Annotated in this window: 16 protein-coding genes and 1 tRNA gene; 8 read left to right on the plus strand and 9 right to left on the minus strand. The window is 63.1% G+C overall.

What is annotated here, in order from left to right; all coding sequences use genetic code 11:
• From MLD63_RS15305 to MLD63_RS15325, 5 genes are all read right to left on the minus strand, one after another.
• A partial coding sequence (locus MLD63_RS15305) for a universal stress protein (RefSeq protein ID WP_255330789.1) occupies positions 1-195 on the minus strand: 195 nt, incomplete at its 3' end.
• A 195-nt stretch (positions 196-390) separates the two neighbouring features.
• The gene (locus tag MLD63_RS15310) at positions 391-1,173 is read right to left on the minus strand and encodes a heme ABC transporter ATP-binding protein (protein WP_255330790.1); all 783 of its coding nucleotides are present in this window, start codon (positions 1,171-1,173) and stop codon (positions 391-393) included.
• A complete protein-coding gene (locus MLD63_RS15315; RefSeq protein ID WP_255330943.1) occupies positions 1,170-2,240 on the minus strand; it encodes a FecCD family ABC transporter permease in 1,071 nt (356 codons plus the stop codon). The genes MLD63_RS15310 and MLD63_RS15315 overlap by 4 nt, the downstream gene beginning before the upstream one ends.
• The gene (locus MLD63_RS15320) at positions 2,227-3,093 is read right to left on the minus strand and encodes a heme/hemin ABC transporter substrate-binding protein (protein ID WP_255330791.1); all 867 of its coding nucleotides are present in this window, start codon (positions 3,091-3,093) and stop codon (positions 2,227-2,229) included. Before MLD63_RS15320 ends, MLD63_RS15315 begins: the two co-directional genes overlap by 14 nt.
• A complete protein-coding gene (locus MLD63_RS15325; RefSeq protein WP_255330792.1) occupies positions 3,090-4,124 on the minus strand; it encodes a hemin-degrading factor in 1,035 nt (344 codons plus the stop codon). Before MLD63_RS15325 ends, MLD63_RS15320 begins: the two co-directional genes overlap by 4 nt.
• A 134-nt stretch (positions 4,125-4,258) precedes the next feature.
• On the opposite strand from MLD63_RS15325, the gene MLD63_RS15330 reads away from it, so the two are divergent.
• The 5 genes from MLD63_RS15330 (at position 4,259) to MLD63_RS15350 (ending at position 12,505) form a co-directional block, all read left to right on the plus strand.
• On the plus strand, positions 4,259-6,286 hold the full coding sequence (locus tag MLD63_RS15330) for a TonB-dependent receptor domain-containing protein (protein ID WP_255330793.1): 2,028 nt from the start codon (positions 4,259-4,261) through the stop codon (positions 6,284-6,286).
• Positions 6,287-6,903: 617 nt separating this feature from the next.
• Entirely contained in the window at positions 6,904-7,419 is a 516-nt protein-coding gene (locus tag MLD63_RS15335; protein WP_255330794.1) for a hypothetical protein, read from the plus strand.
• Positions 7,420-7,571: 152 nt separating this feature from the next.
• Positions 7,572-8,648: a GIY-YIG nuclease family protein gene (locus tag MLD63_RS15340; protein ID WP_255330795.1), complete on the plus strand. Its 1,077-nt coding sequence runs from the start codon at positions 7,572-7,574 to the stop codon at positions 8,646-8,648.
• A 160-nt stretch (positions 8,649-8,808) separates the two neighbouring features.
• Positions 8,809-11,016: an AAA family ATPase gene (locus MLD63_RS15345; RefSeq protein ID WP_255330796.1), complete on the plus strand. Its 2,208-nt coding sequence runs from the start codon at positions 8,809-8,811 to the stop codon at positions 11,014-11,016.
• 1,243 nt (positions 11,017-12,259) lie between these two features.
• The gene (locus tag MLD63_RS15350) at positions 12,260-12,505 is read left to right on the plus strand and encodes a helix-turn-helix transcriptional regulator (RefSeq protein ID WP_255330797.1); all 246 of its coding nucleotides are present in this window, start codon (positions 12,260-12,262) and stop codon (positions 12,503-12,505) included.
• Between the two features lie 325 nt (positions 12,506-12,830).
• Here the strand turns inward: MLD63_RS15350 and MLD63_RS15355 are convergent.
• The 4 genes from MLD63_RS15355 to MLD63_RS15370 form a co-directional block, all read right to left on the minus strand.
• Positions 12,831-12,920: transfer RNA gene (locus tag MLD63_RS15355), tRNA-Ser, on the minus strand.
• 39 nt (positions 12,921-12,959) lie between these two features.
• Positions 12,960-13,613 carry a polyhydroxyalkanoate synthesis repressor PhaR gene (phaR, locus tag MLD63_RS15360; RefSeq protein WP_255330798.1) on the minus strand — a complete coding sequence of 218 codons (654 nt, stop codon included), beginning with the start codon at positions 13,611-13,613 and terminating at the stop codon, positions 12,960-12,962.
• A 171-nt stretch (positions 13,614-13,784) separates the two neighbouring features.
• Entirely contained in the window at positions 13,785-14,237 is a 453-nt protein-coding gene (locus MLD63_RS15365; RefSeq protein WP_255330799.1) for a phasin family protein, read from the minus strand.
• 180 nt (positions 14,238-14,417) lie between these two features.
• A complete protein-coding gene (locus MLD63_RS15370; RefSeq protein ID WP_255330944.1) occupies positions 14,418-16,169 on the minus strand; it encodes a PHA/PHB synthase family protein in 1,752 nt (583 codons plus the stop codon).
• A 262-nt stretch (positions 16,170-16,431) separates the two neighbouring features.
• Here MLD63_RS15370 and MLD63_RS15375 point away from each other — a divergent pair, with 262 nt between their 5' ends.
• The 3 genes from MLD63_RS15375 to MLD63_RS15385 all read left to right on the plus strand — a co-directional run bounded on the left by MLD63_RS15375 (position 16,432) and on the right by MLD63_RS15385 (position 18,777).
• Positions 16,432-16,752, plus strand: a complete 321-nt coding sequence (locus MLD63_RS15375) for a hypothetical protein (protein ID WP_255330800.1) — start codon at positions 16,432-16,434, stop codon at positions 16,750-16,752.
• A 106-nt stretch (positions 16,753-16,858) separates the two neighbouring features.
• Entirely contained in the window at positions 16,859-18,214 is a 1,356-nt protein-coding gene (phaZ, locus tag MLD63_RS15380; protein ID WP_255330801.1) for a polyhydroxyalkanoate depolymerase, read from the plus strand.
• A gap of 89 nt (positions 18,215-18,303) precedes the next feature.
• Positions 18,304-18,777: a pyridoxamine 5'-phosphate oxidase family protein gene (locus tag MLD63_RS15385; protein ID WP_255330802.1), complete on the plus strand. Its 474-nt coding sequence runs from the start codon at positions 18,304-18,306 to the stop codon at positions 18,775-18,777.
• Positions 18,778-18,782: the final 5 nt, after the last annotated feature.

Here is an 18,782-nt window from a genome sequence, read left to right on the forward strand (position 1 = left end):
GATGCGCTCCCGCAAGCGCGAATGGCCCCACGCGCCCATGACGATCATGTCCGCATCAAGATCGGTGGCGTGCCGGGCAAGAACCTTCTCGATCCGCTCTCCCTCGCTTGGAAGTCGGTCGACGATGACCTTGACCCCATGTCGTGCGAGATAGGCAGCGAGGAAGCGTTCTGATCGAACGGTGCTCATCTTCATAGGGCTGAGGTTGTCATCCGGTAAGATTTCCACCGAGGCCACTCACGCTGCTGCCAAAGACGGCTGAGCACCACCACAAGCGACCCACCGAAGGTCATCAGCTATTGCGGTCGAGCCTGCGCAGAAACCTGATTGACAGGTCGAACAAAGGGAACCGATGCCACATACGACGCTAGCTGGACCGCAAGCTACGGATCAGCTCGCCTGTGGGAGAACCCAGATGCCGTCAGCCGGCACGCAGTTCCTCACGATCTTGATATTATAGACATCTGAGAGATTACGGTCGGTCATGACGTCCTGGGGCGTGCCGCTCGCCACGATCCTGCCAGCGCACATCAGCATGACGTGGTCGGCAAACATCGCTGTCAGGTTTAGGTCGTGCATGACGGCGATAACGCCGCCGCCGTCGCGGGCATAGGCCTGAACGGTTTCCATGACATGCATCTGGTGCGCGATGTCGAGGCTGCTGACGGGTTCGTCCAGAAACAGCCAGCGCGGCCCGTCGCGACCCGTCGGGGTCCAGACCTGCGCCAGCGCTCGGGCAAGTTGCACGCGCTGCTGCTCGCCCCCGGAAAGCTGCTGATACAGGCGACCGGAATAGCCCGGCAGGCCCGCCTGTGACAGGGCGCTGCGGACGAGACCGGCCCGATCCGCCATCGGGGTCGGACTCGCCGTTAGCGCGATCGACACGACCTCGGCGACGGTGAAGGGAAAGCTCAGCGTCGTCTGCTGCGGCAGCACCGCGCGAACCGAGGCAAGGTCCTCGGGGCGCATCAGGGCGGTGTCCCGTCCGTTGAGGAAAACCGTCCCGGACGTCGCGGCGATCTCGCCGGTCAGGCAGCGCAGCAACGTGGTTTTGCCCGAGCCGTTGGGTCCGATGATGGCCGTCAGCTGACCCGCCGGCGCGGTCAGGTCGATGCCGCGAAGAACGCGACGCTTGCCCAGGTCGACATCAAGACCGCGCGCGACAAGGCTCATGCGTCCAGTGTCCTTCGGTTCGACAGCAGCACCCACAGGAAGAACGGCCCGCCGATCATGGCGGTGATGATCCCGATGGGCAGTTCGGCAGGCGCTATGATCGTGCGGCTGATCATGTCGGCCCCGACCAGCACGGTTGCGCCCAGCAAAGCGGAGTTGATCAGCAGCCAGCGATGCCGGGGACCGGCGACCAGCCTCAGCAGATGCGGAACGACGATGCCGACGAAGCCGATCCCACCGGAAATCGCCACGGCGGCTCCGGTCGCGCCAGCTGCGGTCAGGATCGCTGCGGCCTTCACGCGCTGCACGCGGATTCCCACATGCGCGGCCATCGCCTCGCCCAGGGCCAGACCGTCCAGTCCCCGCGCGATCAGCGGGCTGGCCGCAAGCGCAACCAGCATCAGCGGCGCGGCGGCAGCCAGCTTTGTCCAACTGGCCCCTGCAAGCGAGCCGAGGCCCCAGAAGGTCAGGTCGCGAAGCTGGTCATCGGTAGCCCGGTAGACGATCAGGCCTGATACCGCGCCGACCATCGCGGCCAGCGCGATCCCAGCCAGCAGCATGGTCGCGATCGAGGTGCGTCCTTGCCGCGTCGAGATCGCGTAAAGCGTCAGCATAGCGATCCAGCCGCCAAAAAAGGCTGACAGGGACACCAGATGCCAGCCCGCCGCGGCAGCGACGGCCGGGGGCAGCAGGCCGCCCATAACGAGAGCTGCGATCGCCCCCAGTCCCGCGCCGGCGCTGACGCCCAGCAGGCCCGGATCGGCCAGCGGGTTGCGGAACAATCCCTGCATGATCGCGCCCGAGACAGCTAGGGACGCGCCGACCAGGATCCCCGTCGCCAGTCTCGGCAAGCGGATGTCGAACAGGACGACACGATCCGTCACATCGACCGTTTGCCCGGTCATCCAGTCAATCAGGACCGTCCACGCCGAGACGCCCGACGCGCCATGACCAAGAGACAGGATCGCGACGCTTAAAAGCAGAACGGACAGCAGGATGGCGATGTTGCGACCCAGATGCGCGCGGTCTCCGTCGAGCCGTCCGGCATCGGCCTCAAGCGCCACCATGGCCTGATCCATAGATGGCCCGGTGCAGGTCGCGCGCCGCTTGGCCCGTGCGGGGACCGAAGCCCAGCAGGTAAAGCCCGTCCATGCGGATGACCGCCCCCGCCTTTGCCGCAGGCGTCGTCGAGATTGCGGGCATCGCCAGCAGGTCCGCATAGGCGGCGTCATGGCTGCCGGTCGCTTCGCCACGGTCCATCATCACGATGACATCGGGCGCGGCAGCGGTGATCGCCTCGTCGGTCAGCGGCTTGTAACCCTCGAAGGCTGCAATGGCGTTGTCGGCTTTGGCCAGCCGGATCATCGCATCGGCTGCGGTCCCCGTGCCGGAGGCCATCACTCGCCCGCCCTGCAGCGACAGGATGAACAGGACCCGCTTGCGATCCCCGTCGAGGGCCGATGCGTCCAGGGCCGCCAGATCGGCGCGCAGATCCGCGACCGGCGCCTTGGCTGCATCGGGGACACCCAACGCATTGGCGACGGCTTCGATCTTTGCCGCCAGACCGTCGGCGTTGGTCCCGGCCGGGATCGTCTCGAACGGAATGTCGGCCTGCCGCAGAACGGCGATCGTCTCGGGCGGTCCGGCCCCGTCTTCCGACAGGATCAGATCCGGTCTGACCGACAGAACCCCTTCGGGAGACAGGGCGCGCATGTAGCCGACATCGGGAAGCGACTGCGCCTCGGCCGGAAAGCTGGACGTCGTGTCCCGCGCGATCAGCCGATCCTGCTGTCCCAGGGCATAGACAATCTCCGTGACCGAACCGCCGATCGACAGGATGCGCTGCGCTTCGGGATGCGGGTCGGCCGCTGCCGGCGTTGCGAGAGCAAGCAGCGCGGCGACGGTCAGGCGGATCGTCATGGCGCCACCGGCGTCGGCAGGTCTTCGACCAGCCGCGCCCAGCCTTCGGCATCGCCGCCCTTTTCGGGGCGCATGCCGAAGCACTGGAAGATCAACGCGCCTTCCGCGTCGAACGCCTCGACCGAGATGGCCGCGCCCCGCTTGGTCGGCTTGTCGACCAGCCAGACCTCGGCCACATGGTCGGCGCGCAGATGAAGGTTGAAGCGGTCGTCCATCACGTTCAGCCAAGGACCCATCGGTTTCAATTCGCGGATCGGCCCGGAATGGATCTCGATGCACCCGGCGTTTCCGACGAACAGCATGACCTGCTGGTCACGGTCGCGCACGGCTTCCAGCATCGCGGGGACCGCATCGGTCACAAGCGGCTTCACGAACGGCTCGCCCACCGCTCGGTAGGCGCCGAGACGGTTCATCTTCAGGCGGCGCACGAGCGTGTTGAACTGGTGCGTGTCGGTCATCCGCGACCATTCCGCGCGCAGGATCCCGACCTTGTCGTCGGCCATCCGTGCACCTTCCGGCGCCGGACGCTCGGCAAAATCTGACATCGTCTTTTGATCCGGCAGTGCGAGATCGGTCAGCAGCGCGTCCCACATCGCCAAATCGGACTCAGTCCGAAGATGGACCTTGTGGATCGCATCGCCCGCCGCGTCGAAGACCTGGATCGAGCGTCTGGTGCCGCTGTCGTCCTTTGCCTCTACCGCATAAGCGTGGACCCATTGGCGGGGAAACATGCGAAGGTCGATCTCGGCGTCCACGGTCATCGCCGCATGATCGCCGTCATGGAACTCATTGTAGGTTCCCAGCTTCTCGATCACGCAGGACCGGTTGCGCGTCAACGCCATGACCTCGCCCAATCGCTGAACGGCCGGGATCAGCCGCCCGATGGTCGAGTCAAGCCGGACGGCTCCCAGACTCAGATCTGCCTCGACCAGAGCGGCCTCTGGGATGGAAAGCTGTTGGGCCAGATCGAAGGGACGAACGGTGGCGTCGCGCTTCAGCTCGCGAAGGCGGGAGGGCGTCAGGGCGTTCATGCAAAACCTCTGGTCAGGAAGCCCGAAAGTGGGGCAACAATACTTGACAGTTTTAATCAGGCTGTTAATCGAACGCAAGATGCCAGCATCGGGCCAGCATGTTTTCCCATTCATGCTGAACGGAGTATCCGGCGATGTCTTTGCGAATTAACGTTTTTGTTCTGTTGCTCGGCACGACCGCGACCGCTTTGCCAAGCTTCGCGCAGGAGGGCGCTGACCCCTACATTCTCGACCCGCTGATCCTTCGGGCGGGCGTCGACAAGGTCGCGTCGCAGGTCCCGCAATCGACAAGCGTTGTAGACTCTGAAGAGTTGGAACAGATCCGGCCAGGCACCATCGGTGACGTGCTGGCGACGATCCCCGGGGTCTCAGGCGTCGGTTCCAGTAGCTTCTTCGGCCAAGGGTTCAATATCCGCGGCTTCGGCTCATCCGGCACCGCAGCGTCCGAAGCCGGGATTGTCCAGCTGATCGATGGTGAAAAGAAATACTACGAGTCGTATCGCCAAGGGTCTCTCTTCGTCGAACCCGACTTTCTCAAGCGCGTCGAAGTTCTGCGTGGACCGGGTGCATCAACGCTTTACGGCTCGGGTGCGTTGGGCGGGGTGATCGCGATGGAAACGATCGATCCGGGTGATCTGATCGCGCCGGGTCAGACCAGCGGCGGGCGGGTTAAGCTGGGCTATGCGTCGAATCCCGATGGGGCGCTGTCCAGCGTCGCGTGGGGCTGGCGGCCCCGCGAGGATTTCGAGGCGCTGGCCGCCTTCGCTTACCGCACACTGGGCGACACGACCGACAGCGACGGCGACACCATCATCAGGGCCAATGCCGACACGGCGAACCTGCTTCTGAAGGCGCGCAAGACCTTCGGTGACCACCATGTCGAGCTGTCCTATCAGCATTTGGAAGCCGAGGGTGACGATCAGGACTTCAACCAACTCGAGGGCGCACAGATCGGATTGTTTCCGGGCTTTACCGGCTGGGGTCTTGGCGACATCCTGACCCGCGATCAGGTCGCGCGCCTGGAATGGGGCTGGGATCCGCAGAACAACCGCTACATCGACGCGACAGTGACGCTGTCCTATACGAACACGATCAAGGATGTGCAGCAGGGCAGCGTTCCGGCGGAACCGATCATGGACAGCCTTCTCGGGCGACGCGACTATGCGTTGTGGCGGCTCAAGGCGCAGAACGTGGCCGATCTGTCCGGGTCAGGCTACAGCCACTACCTGACGGCGGGGGTCGAGACGTTCCGGCAGGATCGGTCCAGCACCACCCCATCCTCGTCTCACCCGGAGGGGCTGACGCGCTCAGCAGCGGCCTTCGCTTGGTCGGAACTGGAATGGGGCCGTTTCACGGTCAACAGCGGCCTGCGCTATGAACGACAGCGCACAGAGCCGAAGGACAGTGTTGCCATCACCTCTGACCGGGTCGACTCGGAGGCAATCGAGCCCCAGATCTCGGTCCTCTACCGGCTGACAGACAATTGGTCGGCCTTCGGATCGCTGGCATTCGTGAACCGGATGCCGACGGTTGACGAGCTTTATGACGGGTTCGCGGGCGGCGCAGCCTCACCCGACTTGAAGGACGAACAGGGCAAGAATGTCGAGATCGGCGTCAGCTATCGCGCACAGGACCTCGTGCGGCCGGGCGACGAGGCCGCGCTGAAGTTGACCCTCTTTCGCAACCATATCGACGATCTGATCGTGCGCACCAACGCCCCTGCCCCGACTCCGGCCTATGTCAACGTCGAGCGCGCCTACCTTCGCGGTGGCGAATTGGAAGCAAGCTACCTGACGGGAGCTTGGCAGTTCGGGGGCGCAATCTCCGTCGTCGATGGCGAGGATCAGGACGGCACGGTTCTGGATACGCTTCCGAATGATCGGGTGATCCTGTCTGCCGACTGGAACGCGAGCCCCGAATGGCGGATCGGCGGCCGAGGGATCATTGCAGATGGCCGCGACAAGCCTAGCGGGGACCACAGGGGCGGTTACGGTGTCTACGACATCTACGCCATCTGGTCGCCGGAGAATGGTCCGCTGCGGGGTGTCGAGGTCAATATGGGTATCGATAACCTGACCGACCGCGACTATGTGCCTGCGACCTATCTCACTGGCCCAGCACCGGGTCGCAACCTGAAGCTGTTCCTAACAAAGAGCTTCTGAGGCGACGGCGAGGACTTAGTAGGGCCAGCTAAGTGACCGTTACGACACGAACTCGCTGGGAGCGGTGTCTTGCTCCCAGCCCTCAATGATCCTGACGAGGCCAGGGTAAACAGACACGCCAAACAAATCCGTCGGCCTCGACTGCAGCCGTGTCCTCCAAAGCCGTCGGATCCGGACCTCCGTGTCACGCTGGACGCTAAAGTGCTCCAATTCGTCGGTGTGGCGACGGTTCACACTCACCCGACGCGAACCGTCAGTATCGTGTCATCATTGCTGGGCCAGGGATCGACGCGCAGGTTCGTCACCAGACACTTAATGATTACCGCTGGGAGTGGTGTTCTCGAACCATTGCACAAGGGCGCGACGGATCATCTCCGGTCGCGTCGGAAGGTCCTTTTCGAGCCGCCGCCTGTCGTCAATCATCTCGATAATTTCGCGAGGTAGGCGCAGAGTGACAGGCTCGGTATCGACCCGTGGGCGCCCAACCAAAGTTTTTTTTACCATCTCACGATATCATTATTGATTTTTCGAATTTACAACGTCATATTTAGGCGGTCCTAGGCAGAGATTGGGCTCTTGCCGAGGACCTACCATCGAAACTCGTCGAAGGAGCTCCCATGGCTACCAAGTTCAATACCACTCCCCCTGCTGCAATTGAAGCGCCTCCCCTTTCCCCTCTCGCGACTGCGTTCGCGGCCCTTCTCACCGTCCTCGAAGAACACGTCACGGCTGAGCGCGACCTCGCGAAGGTCGATGCGGTTGACGCCGCATACCAGGACAAGCTCGACGCCGCCGACGACGCGCAGGACGCGCTTTACGCGGAACTGGCGGCGATCACCGCTCTCACCCCGACTTGCGCCGAGGATGTCCCACTTCGCCGGATGACGCTGATCCTCGCGACGCTCGTCCGTGAAGGCACCGCGTCGGCGTTCCGGCGCTATGCAGATTGCAAGCCGGAGTTCGCCACCTATCTGGCCGTCCCCGGCGAGGGCACCGCAGCGTTGCATGTCGCGCATCTGCTGGCCGCGGCCGACCGGCGCATCTCGCAGATGGCTGGCCTCCCTCTCTACCTGCAAGATGGCGTCAGTCTCGAAGCCGAGACTGAACGCGACGCCGAGCTCCTGGCGGCCTGACCTCCAACTTCCCCCCTGACAGCATCGGCTGAACTAGCCCGGTTTCTGACCGGGTCCGGCCTGTCCTCCAGCCTGCCTTCGCCGCAGGCGTCACGCGCCTGCGCGGTCGCTGGATGCTGTCTTCCTCTCACCTGATCACAGGAGGGCTTCCCATGCCCAACTTCACCCTGCGTCCCACCCTCACCGTCTGTGGCCATTCTTATCCGATCTTCGATCGCGACATCCCGGATCTGTGGCACGGCTTTGCTGACGAGAAAGGCTACGAGATCACGGCTCGTGTCCGTGACAAAAACCACCTTGTGCTGCGGCACGAGATCTGCGGCTTGGAGATGGTCACGAAGATCTTCGTGCTTCGCACCTGTGTGCCGATCTGCCCGCATTGTCTCGAGGTAGCTCGCCGCGAGCTATGCCGCGCAGCCGATGTCACCTATCTCGGCCGCGGAGATCGCTCGCAATATCTCCGCATCCGGCTCGCCTGCGGTCATGAGACGGAGCGCCAGACAGAGCTGCTGCAACGGGTTCGGCAGGAGCAGACCGCAATCCGCTGCGCCGTGTGCCTTGAGGAACGGCTCAAGCGGGAAGCAGCCGCACGCGATTGGGCGCTGATCGGCAGTGATCCTGACGGTAACCTGAACTACCGTCTCTACCGCCACGATTGTGGCCATGTGCAGCGTGTCGCCATCGCGAACATGCGCACCGGCCGCTTCGCGTGCGGCGGCTGCAGCGATGGCTGGACGCGGGACCCAAGCTACATCTACGCGATGCGCTTTGTCCTGGCCGACGGGACGGATGCGATCAAGGTCGGCTTCTCGCGCGATCCGCGTTCTCGGCTGCAGTTCCAGCTAACGACCGAACGGGATCAATATGCGATGCTGCTGCGCACCATCGAGATCCCGACGGGTCGCGACGCGATCCGGATGGAAAAGGATCTGCACCTGACATTGCGCCGGCTTTACCCCGACGCCGTTCTCGATCGCACCGTCTTCGCGGGCCAGGTGAACTGCGTGAGCGAGCTCTACGACTCGGTCATCGAGGCGGAGATCATGAGCCTGCTCGATGCGCTCGAGATCCGGGTCAAGGGCGTGGTCGCACGGCGGGCGAAGGCTGCGAAGAGTGCGGCAGCTGCGATGGAGGCGGACAAGGAGACCGGGCCCGGTTCGCGCAGCAAGCGCAAGACGCGCAAGCAGCGTCGCGGACGCTTCCGGCAACGTAACAAGATGCGGCGCTGAGCCTCCGGGAGCCGGGGTTGGGACGCCCGATCCCGGCTCTCGCCCTGGTTCGGCCTTGGCCGTCTCGCCCTCGTCCTCGCCCTCACTGTGAGACGGAGTTGAGTGCGAGGAGCCGGCCAGGCTCGCTCCCTTTCCCTTCACTAACCTTCCGGAGGTCGCCATGACCGAGACTCCAGCATCCACGTCCAACTGGCGCGCCTTCGCGGCGGAGATTCGCCAGAGCCTGCTCGCCAAGCCGACCGACACATCTGCAGCGGGCTTCTATGAACTCGGCGAGACTCTCGATCGTCGCGCCAGCGACGAGACAAGCACGTCATCGCGCGATCGTGGCAAGGCGCCTCAAGCGCCGGCGTCTCTGACCCATCGCCAGAACCTTCTGATCCTCGCGCTCGCCGCGACACTTGGCAGTCGCGCGACGCTCGAGGCGGCGCTGACGAAGAACGCGCTGATCGTGCTCGGCAATGTCGATGCAGCGTTCACGCACGAGATCACCATGCTGCTGAAGGCGGCGCTGCCCGCAGGGCTGACTCTTTGCGACGACCCGATGGGCCGATACCGTCCCGGTGCTGTCATCCTCGTCAACGGCGCGCATCACGTCCGCGGCGAGAGCAAGCTTCTCGACTTGCTGGCGAAAGATCTCGCGGCGGCTTTGGCTTACGCCGCGCCGGTGATCCTGCTGCTGCCACCCGCGATCGCGCCTGAAGAGATCATTGGCGCCGCGCCGGCCACGGTTCTGACGATGCGCGGCTTCGACCGCGAGATCGTCGCCGCGTTGCTCGCGGGCGCATACCCAGGAACGGACGCAGCTGCGGTGCGCGAGCTGCTGCCCTCCGATATGGAACTTGCACAGCTGCCGATGCTGCAGCTGATGCTGGCCCTGCGCTGCGACAGCGCCGAGGCGGCCGCGGCACACCTGCGCGAGCCTCTGGCCGCGGCAGGGCCAGCAGCTGAAGGAAAGATCCCCGGCAAACCGTCCTCCAGCGTTTCGACCGGGGATTGCGGCATTCGCCTCGCCGATCTCGCTGGCCTCGGTGAGGCACAGCGTATCGCAACCGGCATCGTCACGGATCTGCGAGCGTGGCAGGCGAACGAGTTGCCTTGGCGCGACGTCCATCGCGGCCTGCTGATCGCCGGCCAGCCCGGCTGCGGCAAGACCGAGCTCGCCCGCGCGATGGCTCGCGAGCCGGGGATCCATCTCGAGGCCGGCAGCTACGGCGCGTGGCAAGCGAACGGGCACCTCGGCGACATGCTGCGCGCGATGCGCGAGAGTTTCGAGCGCGCTGTCGCACAGGCGCCCGCCATCCTCTTCATCGACGAGATCGACGCTTTCGGCAGCCGCACGTCGAGAAGAAGCTCGAGCAACCAGGCTTACGAAGAGAAAGTCATCGCCGGCCTCCTCGAAGAGCTCGATGGAGTCGAAGGCCGCGAGGGCGTCGTCGTCATCGGCGCCTGCAACAATCCTGACCGGATTGATCCGGCGATCCGTCGGGCGGGACGCTTCGATGACCTGGTCTACATTCCACTGCCGGACGTCGCGGCACTGGCCACGATCCTGCGCCAGCACCTTGCCACTGATCTGCCCGATGCTGACCTGGCCATGCTTGCCGAATTGGCGCTTGGCCGCACCGGTGCCGATTGCGCGGCGGCCGTCCGCAACGCGCGGGCCAGCGCGCGACGCGAAGCGCGTCTGCTGACCGAAGCGGATTTGCGTCGGGCGCTGGCTCCTGATGTCACCGATATGCCGCAAGCGATGCGGCGCCGTGCCGCGATCCATGAAGCCGGCCACGCCGTGGTGATGACCGCGCTCGATCTTGCGGTGGTGAAGGCTCTGCGCATCGGTCGCGAGGGCGCGGAGACGCTGGCGCGCTGGCATCGCACGGACCTGACCGAAGCGGAAATCCACCGCCACTGCATCGGTCATCTTTCCGGCCGCGCCGCGGAGCGCCTCGTCCTCGGCGATATCTCTGGAGGCGCGGGAGGCGAGCCACGCAGTGACCTGGCGAAGGCGACGCAGCTTCTCATCGCCGGTGAACTCGCCTTCGGCCTCGGCGATCATGGCCATCTCTCGGTCGATGACATGCCCGAGCGCCGGATGATCCTCGATCTGCCCGCGCATGTCCGCGCCCGATTGCAGCGCAAACTCGACCACGCCCTCGACGAAGCGACCGCGATCCTGCGCGAGCACCGCGCGCTGCTCGAGCGCCTGGCGCGTGATCTGGAGGCGCGCGGTGTGATCGGCGAGGTGGAGTTGGCGGAGCGGCTTGCCGGGGTGAGCCAAGACCATAGTCGCCACTCTCTCGTTATCACCCGCGAAGCTAGCCGAAGCGCCGAACGCAAGCTGCGGAGCAATGACCGTCTCGACGGATAAATCGGGACGGCTGCGCATCCGCCGGCCCGCAACCCGCTTGGGCTTAGGGCGCGGGTTACTCCTGGCTCTGCGATAAAGGCTGCTGCACGTCATCTCTCAATCCCGCTCTCGTCGTCGGCAGAGCAAGCCTAATCGTTCGGAGCGAAAGCTCAAAGCGATGCACAGCTTGAAACTGTGGATATCGCTGAAAACGAGCGAAAAGAGCGACCGTTACGGCATGAGCTGACGAGCTGTTACACCGAAATCGTTTCAAAACAACGCTGTAACGGTGTTACGCCTGTTACGCGGGGTGAATGTATCTATGTGCGGGTATGTGTGTGTACGTGTATATATATAATTCTGTATTTATCTGTAACAGTGTAACAGATATAAATATATACAATACTTACATACACTTAGGGTGTTACATCGAGCGTTACAGAAGCGTTACAGGTGTAACGCTCTTGACAATTTTGAGGCCTCGTGGGGCCGGGAGAGCCAATTGCAGACACCAGTCGGCAGCGCGCGTCCTGGTTCCTATGAAGGTAACGACTTCGCGGCGCGCTATCCCTCGGCTGACAAACAGATGATGGGCCGACATCACGCTGCCTTGACTTTGCTTCTCAGCCCGCGAGGCACCTTTCGCGCGGTCAGGCGCCCGGGTCGCGATTGTGTCAAGAGGGTGTATAGCACGCGTTGAGAACGACGCTTCAACCATGTCGGCAACCGTCGGTAATCCGGAAACTGGAAGGTCTACCTCTTTTTTGCAGATGTGTCCTTAGGTCAAGTTAGCCCAGCATTGCGAGGACGCAGCGGCTTGCAGTTCACTCATGGACGATCACTATCCGAAAGAGAAACGGCGTTATCGGGGTAACCGCAATAGCGCAATTATGAGCCATGTCGGCACCTACAGTGTCTCTGCGTAGCCAACACTGATCAGGCGAACATCACGTCGTTCCGAAGCACGTTTCATTTTAGAAACTTAGTTGCAATGGCTCCGACCATTGCCAAAGGCGGAGTTTAGGATCAGCAGACGCTGGCTTAGGAATCGATATCCACAGGAACATCAGGACGTAATGGCAATTCGCGTTTCAGCCTTTAAGCCCTGATCGCTATAATGTCTGTGCTGTGCAGGAAAACTCCGGCGCAGCCGCCACTTCGGCAGCCGCACAAGTGAGAGTCTCGACATCTCTTTCTCTGCGTCCGGAGGGCGATTGAGTCAAACGATATTTGACCCACATTCGGTAGGGCGAAAGAGGATGGAATGACGAAAGACACGCGCTTCGCGGGCGACGACCTGCGCCTCATCAACAAGAATGAACTCTGCAAGATCCTCTCTGCGAGCGAGGCGTCTGTCGACCGCTGGCTGCGTTCTGATCCGAGTTTCCCGCAGCCGCGCCGTCTTGGGCCTGGTTCTATCCGCTGGGTTCGCGGCGAAGTGACCGGTTTCATCAAGCAGCTTGCCAAGGTGGAATATGCCGATCACGCCTTCTCGTCGGATCTTGGCTGAACACCGTCAAGTTCCAGGTGCGGCGCCACCCGAGTGACCCGGCGCGCGCTATGGAGAACGTGCGTAGCTGTGGGCTCGACAAGAGGGCGGAACATTTGTGCCACTGCCTTCTCTCCGACTGCATCTGTCGATCGACCGCAATCGCGGTTGAGTCGTCCACGATCGGGATTGCTTAGGGCCCCCTACTACGGTCAGGTTCTCGACCCTATATAGTCGAGCAAGGCAGGACCAATCTGCCTCGTTGAGCCGAATGCTACCCAACTGCTACCGCAGAAAGCTTGGCGTTAGGAAATACATTAAATTTTAAACCGATAGGAAGGAAGAATGGCGGACGGTGAGGGATTCGAACCCTCGAGACGGTTCCCCGCCTACACACTTTCCAGGCGTGCGCCTTCGACCACTCGGCCAACCGTCCGTGGCCGCGCGTGTAGCGCGGCGTGACCGGGCGTGCAAGTCAGAGCTTGGAGACGCGCTGCTGCAATTCGGTCAGCTGGCGACGGATTTCCGCCATGTCATCGCCGTCGCCTGTCGGCACGGCGTCGGACGCAGGCTGGGTGCGCGCGGCCGGCCTGCTTGGCGTGGCCCGGCTGCGATCCGCGTTGCCGCTTTCTCCCGATGGAGAGGTCGCCTCATCCATCTCATCCGGTTCGGGGCCGGAGCTACCGCTGCGCCATCCGCCCATCATCGTGCGAAGGAACATCTGCTGCTGACGCTGCAAGGCCTCAAAACCGGGCATGGCGGTCATGGGCGTCTTCATCGCCGCCATGTTCTCCATCACCTTCGACTGACCCTCACGCAGCATTTCGAAACTCGCGGCGAGGAATTGCGGCACGACGGATTGCGCCTGCGTCGTATAGCTGCGCACCAGGTCGGTCAGCACGTCGATGGGAAGCACGCTTTCGCCGCGGCTTTCATGCTCGGCGACGATCTGCAGCAGGTACTGACGGGTCAGGTCGTCACCGGATTTCAGGTCGACAATCTTCACCTCGCGTCCGGCGCGGATGAAGGCCGCGATATCCTCGAGCGTGACGTAGTCGCTGGTCTCGGTATTGTAGAGCCGCCGGCTGGCATATCGCTTGATCAGAAGCGGGCTCTGGCTGTCATTCATGGATTGCGCCCCGGCATCTGTTGCACTTGCAGCATGATGGCGCCCGCTTGGGCGAAACGCAAAGAAAATTCGCAGAACATGAACGGATCGACAGGCGCCGGTCTGGTTCAGGCAAGAAAAAAGGGACGGTCTCCCGTCCCTTTTTCTGTTCTCTGGCCTCAAAGGGTCAGATCATTCCTTGGCGGCAGCAGTCGTCTTGCGGACGGCGGATTGCGTGTCGCGGGTCGCTTTTTCAGCCACCTTCTGCGCGTCCGACGCCATGTCCTTGCCGGCCGACAGCATCAGATCGACGGTGTCCATTTGCAGCTTCTTCGCGACTTCGGCGAAAGCGGCCATGTGCTCGGCGGTCATCTCGGCCGAAGCAGAGGCGAAATCGCTCATCGCCTTGGCGTAGTCGGACGGGTCTTCCTTGGTCGAAGCCAGTTCGCCGACGCGCGCGATCGAGTCCTTGGCCCACTGGGCGGAGATCTCGGTCGAACGCTCGGCGGCCGACAGCGCGGCGCGGGTCATACGCTCGCCCAGCGCGGTCTGCGAACGGAACGCGTCCTGCATCGAGCTGGTGTCGATCGGGAAGTTCGACATCATGTCCTGGAAGTTCTTGGTGTAGTCGGGGGTCTTGGCCATGTCATTGCTCCTTTCGATGCTTGGGCCGCGTCACATTCGGCGGCCAGCGGAATTCATTGTTTCGATGACAGGAATATGGATGCTGCGGTGCAGCATTGCAAGGGTTTTGCTGCTGCACCGCAGCAAAAATCCGCCGAGCCAGCGAATTTTCAGCCTAGATAATTGTTTTCGAAGAATTAATCAGGTTGCGCGCTCATGCACGTATTCGCCGGGTGCGTCCCCCAGGTCATCTTCCGGCTGCCGCGCCGGGACCATGTCGCCCGAGCGCGCGGCCAGCCATTCGCCCCAAAGCGGCCACCAGCTGCCCTCTCGGAACGTGGCGGCATCCTTCCAGACTGCGTGATCCGCGCTAAACCCACCGTCGCCCGCATAATGGCCGTACTTCTTCTTGCTTGGCGGGTTCACGATCCCGGCGATGTGCCCTGATTCAGACAGCACGAAGGTCTTGTCGTCCGCCCCCATCTGCGCGACGCCCTTCCAGCAATCCTTCCAGGGCGCGATATGGTCCGTTTCGCAGGCGACCGAGCAGAGCGGGACCGTCACGTCCGCCAGCGTCACCGTATGACCAAGCACCGTGAAGCCGTGCTTCGGAAGTCGGTTCTGCACGCAAAGCCCGTCGATATAGTCCAGTGTCATTCGGCCCGGCAGGTTGGTGCTGTCGCCGTTCCAGTAGAGCAGGTCGAAGGCGGGTGGCGTCTCGCCCATCATGTAGCTGCGGATCGCAGGGCCCCAGACCAGATCGTTCGCGCGCAGAAAGCTCATCGTGCGCGACATCAGCTGCGCCGGAAAGATCCCGCGCCGCGAGACTTCCTCGCGGATGCCCTCGACAAAATCGGGCTGCAGGAAGGTGAGAAACTCGCCCAGATCGGAAAAGTCGGTCAGCGTGGTGAGGAAGGTCGCACTGTTGACCCGATCGTCGCCGCGCTGCTTCAGCACGCCCAGTGTCGCGGCCAGCGTGGTACCGGCGATGCAGTATCCGGTGATGTTGAGCTTCTTCTGGCCGGTTCGCTCCATCACCCGCTCGGACGCGTCCAGGTAGGCCGCGACGTAGTCTTCCATCCCCGTCTCGGCGAAGGACGGATCGGGGTTCTTCCACGACACAACGAAGACCGTATGACCCTGATCGACAAGCCAGCGGATCAGGCTGTTTTGCGGCTTCAGGTCGAGGATGTAGAACTTGTTGATCCAGGGCGGAAAGATCACCAGCGGCAGCGCATGGACCTGTTCGGTGCGCGGCGCGTACTGGATCAGTTCGTAAAGCGGACCTCGGTGGACCACTTTCCCTTCGGTGGTGCCGATGTTCCCGCCCACGGTGAAGGCGTCGCGATCGGCCAGCGATACGACCAGATCGCCCCGGTTCTGCTCCACATCGCGAACCAGATTTTCCAGCCCTCGGACAAGGCTCTCACCCTCGGTCTGGACCGCCTTTTCCAGCGCGTCTGGATTGGTAGCGAGAAAGTTCGTCGGCGCCATCATGTCGATGATCTGCCCGGTCAGCCAATCGAGCCGTTTCCGCGCAATCCGGTCCGGCATCTCGAGATCGGCGGCGGCTGATTGCATGGCCTTCGCGTTGATGCGGTATTGTTTCTTCACGTAGTTGAAGAACGGATGCGTGTTCCAGAGCGGATTGGAAAACCGCTTGTCAGGGCGCGCCTCGGCTTCGTCGGGATCGTCCTCGGGCGCGGTCATGCGGCCCTTGACCAGCGCGTCCTGTGCCTTGGCGTAATGCTTCAGCGTCTCGCCCCAGAAGTTCACCTGCTGCTCGATCACCCGCGCCGGCTGTTCGGTCAGCATCTTCATCCAGGCCGATGCGGCAGAGGCGTAGAGTTCGGGGCCCGGTCCATCGACGCCCGGATTGGGTGTCGGACGCTGCGCAAGCCCCGCGATCAGCCGCTGGCTCAGCGACTCGATCCGTTCCAGATTGGCGATCAGCCCCGCGCTTGCCTTGGCGCCCGCATCCGGCCCGTCATCGCCCGGTTTCTCCTGATGTGTCGCAGTCGGTGGGTTCGGTGCGCCCGCAGCATGTGCCGTCCGCGCCTCACTTGCTCGCGTCGAGGCATCCGACGCGATCTGGTCCGGCGCCCTGCCCTCGTCCGCACCTGTGGAGAGACGTGCCCTCGATGGCGCCACGGCTTTTGCCTTGGTGGAAGCGCGTGTCCCGCGGGTCGGACTGGCCGACATCTCGGCCACAGCCTTGCGCGACGATCCGGCACGCGTCGTCGCAGTCTTGCTGCGGCTTTTCGGTCCCGCGCCATCCTTGCCTTTGGCGGACGAGGGCGATCTTTTCGATGGCTGCTTTACGGCTTTGCTGGACTGTGAGGCTCCCGTCGCCTTGTCGCCTTTTTCTGCACTGCGGCGCGGCGGTTTTTCTGCCTTGGCGGTCGAATTATCGGACTTAACCTGCGGTTTTTCGGCAGCTTCACCCGGCTTCGCGGCCTTGTCTGCGCGCCCGACGTTGCGACGTGAGACCCTTGTCGTGCTTGCCATGATGCGTCTTCCCCCTTACGCCTTGTGAATACTACGCGCACGGCCCCCTTTGGGTAAAGCCGACTCCCGACGCGAAATGCGGCTGTCGACATCCCCACCCATTCTGCCGCGACGCAGCAAGAAGGCTGGAAAAGATGGCATACAGAGGCTTCAGCGGTATCGCGTCCTACGACACGATGGAAACGATCCGGAACACCAACGAATGGCTAGGGGCCACGGCACGGGCCTTCGCGTCCTACCCGGCGTTCGCACTGACACCGAACCCGATGCTGAGGGTCTTGGGCGCTTGGGGCGAGGTGACCGAGCGCAGTTTTTCGCGGATGGTGATCAAGCCCGACTGGGAAATTCCCCCGATTTCCGGCGAGGCGGGGCAGGATCACATCGTCTATGTCGAGAAAGAACTGCGGCGCCCCTTCGGCGATCTGGTCCATTTCCGCGTCGCGCGGCGGGACCCCAAGCCACGCAAGGTGTTGCTGGTCGCGCCGATGTCGGGCCATTACGCGACGCTGCTGCGCTCGACGGTCACTTCTCTTCTGCCGGATTGCGACGTCTACGTCACCGACTGGCACAATGCCCGCGATATCCCCGTGAGCGAGGGCAAGTTCGACATCGAGGATTACACGCTCTACCTCGTGGATTTCATGCGCCATCTTGGACCCGATACGAATGTCATCGCGGTCTGCCAGCCCGCGCCGCTGTCGCTGGCCGCCGTGGCGATGCTGGCCGCAGAGGAGCCTGCTGCCCAGCCCCGGACGCTGACGCTGATCGGCGGACCGGTCGATCCGGATGCCGCCGCGACCGAGGTGACCGATTTCGGCAACCGCCTGACGATGGGACAGTTGGAACATCTCGCCATCCAGTCGGTCGGCTTCAAGTATCGCGGTGCGGGACGGATGGTCTATCCAGGGCTGGCGCAGCTTTCGAGCTTCATCGCCATGAATGTCGAGACACATACCAAGGCGTTCGTGGACAAGATTTTCGCCGATGCCCGTGGCGAGGGCAGCGAGGGCGACCGCCACAATCGCTTCTACGACGAATATCTGGCGGTGATGGACATGACCGCCGAATTCTATCTCTCGACCGTCGAACGGATCTTCAAGAACCTCGAAATCGCGCAGAATCGCTTTACCGTGCAGGGCAAGCCCGTCGATATCAGCAGCATCCGCGACGTCGCGATCATGACCGTCGAGGGGGCTGACGACGACATTTCAGCACCCGGCCAGTGCGTCGCGGCGCTGGACATGTGTTCGGGCGTCCCGGCCGAAAAGAAGACCCAGCACCTGGAACCCGGCGCGGGCCATTACGGCATCTTCGCCGGAAAAAGCTGGCGTCTGAACATCCGACCGCTGGTCCTCGACTTCATCGACGAGAACAGCAGCCTGCAGCCCGAGGTCGGGCGGAAACGCCGCCGCGCAAAGACCGAAGAGACGCCGAGTTCGGATTGCGGCATCTCGGATCCGCTGGCCGACAGCCGGAAGATCGCCATCTGATCGACGAGCGCCCGGCGGCGGGGAACCGTCGCGCGCGCGCCACCGTTGATGATCGACGCCGCGAAGGTCGCGGCCGCGAAAGGATCATCATGGCCGATCATGACGAAAAGTTCTGGGACCGTCTCGACGACATCAACGCGGGCATGCTCGGGTTGAAATCCGACGCCCGCTTCATCCCGATGTCGCACTATGCAGAGCGTGACGAGCGCGCATTGTGGTTCATCACCGCAAAGGGCACCGATCTGGTCGACGCCCTGCAAGGCGGTGCGCAGGAAGGCATCCATCTGGTCAGCGACGGCGGCGAGGGGCTTTACGCCCGCGTCTCGGGACGGCTGGCCCTGTCCGACGATCGCGCGAAGCTGGACGAATTGTGGAATGCGGTCGCCTCGAGCTGGTTCGAGGATGGCAAGCAGGACCCCGATGTCCAACTGGTTCGCATGGATCTGACCGATGCCGAGGTCTGGGCGACGGGTGGCAAGGTCTCGTTCCTCTACGAGATCGCCAAATCCAAGGTCACCGGATCAAAGCCCGACATGGGCGAACACTACACGCTGAGCTTCTAAGCGGC

It is taken from the genome of Paracoccus albicereus, assembly GCF_024359525.1.
In the GTDB taxonomy this organism is placed as follows: domain Bacteria; phylum Pseudomonadota; class Alphaproteobacteria; order Rhodobacterales; family Rhodobacteraceae; genus Paracoccus; species Paracoccus albicereus.